At 50.8% G+C, this 5,740-nt stretch carries 10 protein-coding genes; 9 read left to right on the forward strand and 1 reads right to left on the reverse strand.

Annotated elements, in window-relative coordinates; all coding sequences use genetic code 11:
* The first annotated feature begins 90 nt into the window (after window positions 1-90).
* The gene (locus tag EQY_RS0116815; RefSeq protein WP_000588637.1) at window positions 91-372 is read left to right on the forward strand and encodes a PerC family transcriptional regulator; all 282 of its coding nucleotides are present in this window, start codon (window positions 91-93) and stop codon (window positions 370-372) included.
* 45 nt (window positions 373-417) lie between these two features.
* Window positions 418-666 (forward strand): hypothetical protein, encoded by a 249-nt coding sequence (locus tag EQY_RS0116820; RefSeq protein ID WP_001145409.1) that lies wholly within the window; start codon window positions 418-420, stop codon window positions 664-666.
* A 36-nt stretch (window positions 667-702) separates the two neighbouring features.
* Here EQY_RS0116820 and EQY_RS0116825 read toward each other — a convergent pair whose 3' ends face one another.
* Window positions 703-1,176 (reverse strand): hypothetical protein, encoded by a 474-nt coding sequence (locus EQY_RS0116825; protein WP_001293446.1) that lies wholly within the window; start codon window positions 1,174-1,176, stop codon window positions 703-705.
* Between the two features lie 294 nt (window positions 1,177-1,470).
* Here EQY_RS0116825 and EQY_RS0116830 point away from each other — a divergent pair, with 294 nt between their 5' ends.
* The 7 genes from EQY_RS0116830 to EQY_RS0116860 form a co-directional block, all read left to right on the forward strand.
* Window positions 1,471-2,616 (forward strand): phage major capsid protein, encoded by a 1,146-nt coding sequence (locus EQY_RS0116830; protein WP_000733261.1) that lies wholly within the window; start codon window positions 1,471-1,473, stop codon window positions 2,614-2,616.
* Between the two features lie 49 nt (window positions 2,617-2,665).
* The gene (locus tag EQY_RS0116835) at window positions 2,666-3,226 is read left to right on the forward strand and encodes an HK97 family phage prohead protease (RefSeq protein WP_000798768.1); all 561 of its coding nucleotides are present in this window, start codon (window positions 2,666-2,668) and stop codon (window positions 3,224-3,226) included.
* A 1-nt stretch (window position 3,227) separates the two neighbouring features.
* The gene (locus EQY_RS0116840; RefSeq protein WP_000270247.1) at window positions 3,228-4,442 is read left to right on the forward strand and encodes a phage portal protein; all 1,215 of its coding nucleotides are present in this window, start codon (window positions 3,228-3,230) and stop codon (window positions 4,440-4,442) included.
* Complete coding sequence (locus EQY_RS0116845) at window positions 4,435-4,734, forward strand: head-tail connector protein (RefSeq protein WP_001288063.1); 300 nt, start codon at window positions 4,435-4,437, stop codon at window positions 4,732-4,734. Before EQY_RS0116840 ends, EQY_RS0116845 begins: the two co-directional genes overlap by 8 nt.
* Window positions 4,734-5,174: an HNH endonuclease signature motif containing protein gene (locus tag EQY_RS0116850; protein WP_001145897.1), complete on the forward strand. Its 441-nt coding sequence runs from the start codon at window positions 4,734-4,736 to the stop codon at window positions 5,172-5,174. The genes EQY_RS0116845 and EQY_RS0116850 overlap by 1 nt, the downstream gene beginning before the upstream one ends.
* Window positions 5,158-5,343, forward strand: coding sequence for a hypothetical protein (locus EQY_RS26610; RefSeq protein WP_001251185.1), 186 nt, complete (start codon window positions 5,158-5,160; stop codon window positions 5,341-5,343). Before EQY_RS0116850 ends, EQY_RS26610 begins: the two co-directional genes overlap by 17 nt.
* 119 nt (window positions 5,344-5,462) lie before the next feature.
* Window positions 5,463-5,740 (forward strand): phage terminase small subunit P27 family (locus EQY_RS0116860; RefSeq protein ID WP_024212626.1); only part of this gene is annotated, 278 nt, incomplete at its 3' end.

The following is a 5,740-nucleotide window of genomic DNA, read 5'->3' on the forward strand; positions in this document are numbered from 1 at the left end:
ACTGACGCACTGAACAGGGCAAAACAACAGACAGGCCAGCACGATGATCCGTACGGGGACGGGATACCGTTTTAAGCAGTGAGGTACAGCATGATTAAAGACAGCAAAGCGGAAGAACTGGAGGCTAAAGGGCTGTACCGGAGAGCGGCGGCACGTTGGGCTGATGTTATGTGGCTGGTGAGCACTGACAAGGAGCGCGAACAGGTGGCAAAGCGTCGCGCGGAATGTATCCGTAAGGCAGCGCGCCAACCAGTCATACCGGATAATTTCGGAATACTGAAAGAGGCCATAAACCGCACACATACCGGGATGGGCTTACAGAAACCTGGCGGTGAGATGTTCAGGAACTACCCGAAAAAAAGGGATAATTGATAACGGTTGTTAACTGTTTCTGGTATCGTGGCAGCAGGAGGAAACATGCCAGTGACATTTGAAGAAGTCCAGCAACATAAAAAGCTTCATGATTTTGATGATCTGGAAACCACGACAGTAAAAAAATATCGCCGGCTGCTTTCTTCCGATGCGTTATTTTTTGTGGATCATCATGATTTTCTGCGTAGCTCACTGACCGGGGAAATTTTCGCAACCAACCGTGAGCAGGTGGAAGCGATGATCGAATATCTGTGGAAAATAAGGCGCAGAATGCGTGATCCCGTGAAACGGTAGAATAATAATGGCCTGGTATTTTCCAGGCCATTATTTTTAGAAGTCGATCTCTGTATCGCGATTAAATTCATCGCTAAGGTAAAGTGCTTCGCTTGGGCATTTTCCGTTTTCCAGTAATGTTTCCCAGAAATCTTTATCGAAACACCCCTCAAGATACAGATAGCGACAGATGTGAAGTAAATCACTTCGTGTCCATCCGTGCATGCTGCTACTTGTTACACCATATTCACTTTCTAGTTTATAGAATGTGAGCGCCTCCCGGTCGTGCCAGGCTTTGCACAGACGATCGTATATCTTTTTAGCTTTGTTTTTAGATGTGCCGAAAAACTCTTCGTAAATTTCATGTGGGCGAGTAGGAATACTTCCGTCGCCATCCTGCAAGAAAGGATAAACATCTGCCTCCCAGGCATACACGTAAGAATCGCTGAACTCATCATAGTGTTTACCAAGGTGGAGAATCTGCAATCGTTGCTGAATGAACATTGCTTTTTTCAGTTCATTTTCTGACATAGTTCGTTCCTCCTGATTGACGAGCAGAAAATGTACGGAACAGCTTATTTATTTTTTCAGGTTTTGTAAATTATTTGTTCGTGGTTGTTCCAGGTTGTTCGGTGATTCTGGCTGATGTTTACATACTGATTTTTATGTATATGTTGGCGTGTGGCACTCAGACGTGAGCCGCCACAATGCCGCCTGACCCCCTGCGCGATGCCGGGTTGATCTGCGAGATGCCGAGAGTGTCGGGCGGCGCTCCCTCCGTGTTGGTTTCACGTCTTTACGTTTAACTGATACGAGAAACCCTTCATGAAGAAATTAATCGAACTCCGCCAGCAAAAAACCGCCCTGAAAAACCAGATGCGATCCCTGCTGGAAAAAGCCGACAGTGAAAACCGCAGTCTGACCGATGACGAGGGCAAACAGTTTGATGAACTGCGTGCAAAAGCCGATTCCCTCGACACAGAAATCTCCCGTCTTGAAGCTGTTGCGGATGAAGAACGTAACCAGCCTGGTGTTTCCGTCGAAGAGAAAATCACCAAAGATGAACTGCGCTCTTACATTCTGACCGGGGAAACCCGCAACCTGTCCGGCAGTGTCCCGGCTGATGGTGGTTATACGGTTATCCCGGAACTGAACAGAGAAATTATGCGTCAGCTTTCTGATGAATCGGTGATGCGTAAAATCTGTACCGTTAAAACCATTCACAGCAATGAATTTAAGCAACTGGTTTCTGCCGGGGGCGCGGTCGTTGAACACGGTGAAGAAGGCACTACACGTAACCAGACGGCAACACCAAAACTGAATGAAGTCAGTATCCGCCTGTATCCGATCTACGCTTACCCGAAAACCACTCAGGAAATTATCGATTTTTCCGAAGTCGATATTATGGGCTGGTTATCCTCTGAAATTGGCGACACTTTCGTTGATACCGAAGAAACGGATCTGGTTTCCGGTGACGGCGAGAAAAAAGCTAAAGGTTTCCTGGCTTTCCCGCGCACTGCAGATAATGACAAAACCCGTCCTTTCGGTACGCTCCAGACGAAAAAAGTGACTGGCAGCCTCAGCGCCGACATGCTGATTGACCTGAAATTTACGCTACGCAATAAGTACCGCAAAAAAGCTGTATGGGTGATGAACTCAAATACAGCCGCCTCCGCACAAAAACTGAAAAATGCCACTGGTGATTACATCTGGCGCGATCGTTTACAGGCTGGTGATCCTGATTCTCTGCTGGGGCTTCCGGTTGAATATCTGGAATTTATGCCGGACGGTGTGATTGCAGTAGGTGACTTTAAGCGCGGTTATTTCATCGTTGACCATGAAACCGGTACGCGTACCCGTCCGGATTTCAGCGAACCCGGATTCATTAACATCTATACCCAGAAATATCTGGGCGGTGGTGTGGTGGATTCGAACGCCATCAAGATTCTGGAAATTCAGGCTGGCAAGTAATGAGCAAAGGGGGCTTCGGCCTCCTTTTTCAGCTTTATGGAGTACACCGATGAAAAATACCGATTTTGAAATCCGTACATCTGAACTGACCGCCAGCGATAAAAAACTGGTGGGTTATGCCGTTCGCTGGAACAGCCTTTCAGAAATTATCTGGGACGAATTCCGCGAACAGTTCACGCCGGGGGCTTTTGCTGACTATCTGGCGGCGGGTAATGATGTGCGCTGCCTGTATGAGCATGACTATACCCGACTGCTGGGGCGCACCAAATCCGGAACACTGGTACTGACTGAGGACAACACCGGGCTACGTTTTGAACTGACACCGCCTGATACCCAGCTTGGAAAAGATGTGCTTACGCTGGTGGAGCGAGGCGACATTACAGGAATGAGCTTTGGCTTTCGCGCATTATGCGAAGAATGGAATATCGCGCAAAAACCGTATCTGCGCACTGTTACCGCCGCAGAACTCCGTGAAATCACGATAACGTCAATGCCTGCTTATCCCGAATCCGGCGTGGAGATTGCCCACCGTTCGTTGTTTGCACAGCACCCTGAATTACGCCCGGCAGGAAATAATCGTCATCGCTGGGCTGAACTGGCGGGGTTGTGATATGTGGTGGCCTTTTAGTCGTAAAAAAAGCGATCTGCGTAACCTGTCCATTGATGATTTTCTGGCGCTGTCCGGCGTACCGAATACCGGATCCGGAGAATATGTTTCTGCCGGGACGGCTGAATCATTGCCTGCTGTGATGAACGCGGTTTCTGTCATCGCTGAGGCGGTGGCCACGATGCCGTGTTATCTGTATCTGGTACGTAATGACAAGGGCAGGGAGGCGCGGGAATGGCTGGACAGTCATCCGGTAGATATTCTGCTGAATGAGCAGCCTAATTCGTGCCAGACACCTTACCAGTTTAAACGCACAATGATGCGTCACTGTCTGCTGAACGGTAACGCCTATGCGGTTATTGAGTGGGGGCAGGACGGGCAGCCAAAATCACTTCATCCTTATGCGCCGGGGTGTGTTGTACCGGAACGCACAGGCGCACACAAATACCGCTATACCATCACCGAACCCTGTACAGGAACGGTGCGCACGTATTTACAGGAAGAAGTTCTGCATCTCCGCTATGCCTCGGATGATGGCTTTCTGGGGCGCTCCCCCGTCACTATTTGCCGTGAGGCGCTGGGGCTTGGCCTTGCTCAACAGCGTCACGGAGCCAGCATTATGAAAGATGGCATGATGGCGGCAGGGATTATCACGTCAGGCGAATGGCTGGACGGTGTGAAAGGTAAACAGGCATTAGACGCCCTGGAACGCTACAAGGGGGCGAAAAATGCCGGAAAAACGCCAATCCTTGAAGGGGGCATGGATTACAAGCAACTGGGAATGAGTAACCAGGATGCGGAATGGCTGGCCTCCCGTCGCTTCTCCATTGAAGACATCGCCCGGATGTTCAACGTGTCGCCTATTTTTCTGCAGGAATACAGCAACAGCACCTACAGCAATTTCAGTGAGGCAAGCCGCGCGTTTCTGACCATGACAATGCGCCCGTGGCTGGCGAACTTCGAACAGCAAATCAAGGCCGCTTTGCTGGTGGCTTCTCCCGTACCTGGTACCCGTTATCTGGTTGAGTTTGATTCAGCCGATTTATTACGCGCCACCCCTACCGAACGTTACGCCACGTATGAGAAAGGGATTAAGAACGGGATCATGAATCCGAACGAAGCCCGCGAACGTGAGGGGATGCCGCCGCGTGAAGGTGGCGACGAATTCAGCCAGGCATGGAAGCAGACGGTGGAAATTAAAGGTGAAAAAGATGAGTGAAGAAAAAATTACACCTGATGAAGTCAGGGCACATCTTCGCCTTGATGACTTTTCCGGAGAAGGCGAACTTCTGAAAATGTATACCGATGCGGCGCTGGAAGCCTGCCAGAAGCACATCGGGAAACGTTTTGAAGACGGTCTGGAATTTACCCCGGCAATGCGTGTTGGTTGCCTGATGTACATCGCTTTTCTGTATGAGAACAGGGAAGCGGTTTCACCTGTGGAGCAGTCGGAACTGCCTATGGCTATTTCTGCGCTCTGGTCAGTTTATCGTGATGTGGGGGTGTATTGATGCCGTGGCAACCATTAAGGCGTTGTACTGAACCGGGCTGTAATAAGCGTGTGAAGTCCGGCAAGTGTGAAGAGCACAGGCGGGCTGCATGGCGTGCAGAGGATGCCAGACGGGGACACCGCCGCGCGCGTGGGTATTCCCGACAGTGGGACAAATACCGCGCCCTGTATCTGAGCAAAAACCCGTTATGCGTGCGTTGTCTGGCTAAAGGTATTTATACGCCAGCTCTTGTGGTGGATCACATCATTCCCATCAATGGCGGCGGTGATGTTCTCTTCTGGCCTGAGTGGAATCACCAGGCATTGTGCCAGACGTGCCACAACCGTAAGACGACACGGGAAGATCCAGCCACGAAAGCGAACCGTAAGGCGGGCATGTATCGCGAGCAGGAAGAACGGGCGGCACATCGTAACGACTGGATGTATGGCGATGATGACTGAACAGGAGCAAAACAGGCTGATACGTGGACTGATAAGGCAGCGTGACACATGGAAGGCACAGGAGACAGGGCACAAAGCCAACAGGACAGGGCGCACAGAACGCACCACAGCGAAGCGATTAACCGACCGTGACCGCGAGGTCATGGAATGTTTTCGCAATCGCTGGTGAGGCCGTCAGAGGGGGTGGGGGAGGTTTTCAGGACGAAACCGTCCCTGCCGGACACCGACCGCCTCCTCAAATTTTTGTGCACGGGAATTTTTTTGAAAATAATTGGGCGAAAAAAGAACATGGCAAGACCACCAAAAGCCCCCGCTTACCTGGATGAAATCGCGGTCAGGCAGTGGAAGGAAAAATCGCGCCAGCTTTCCGGACGGGAAGACCTTACCCCCGCCGACTGGAGCAATCTGGAGCTGTATTGCGTTAACTACTCCATATACCGCAAAGCCGTCGAAGACCTTGCCACGCGCGGGTTCAGCATTGTTAACAGTCAGGGCAGCGAGAGCAGAAACCCCGCCCTGAGCGCAAAGGCTGACGCAGAAAATGTAATGAACACATCCCCCCCATT

Origin of the sequence: Escherichia sp. TW14182 (assembly GCF_000208525.1) — a bacterium.
Lineage (GTDB): Bacteria > Pseudomonadota > Gammaproteobacteria > Enterobacterales > Enterobacteriaceae > Escherichia > Escherichia ruysiae.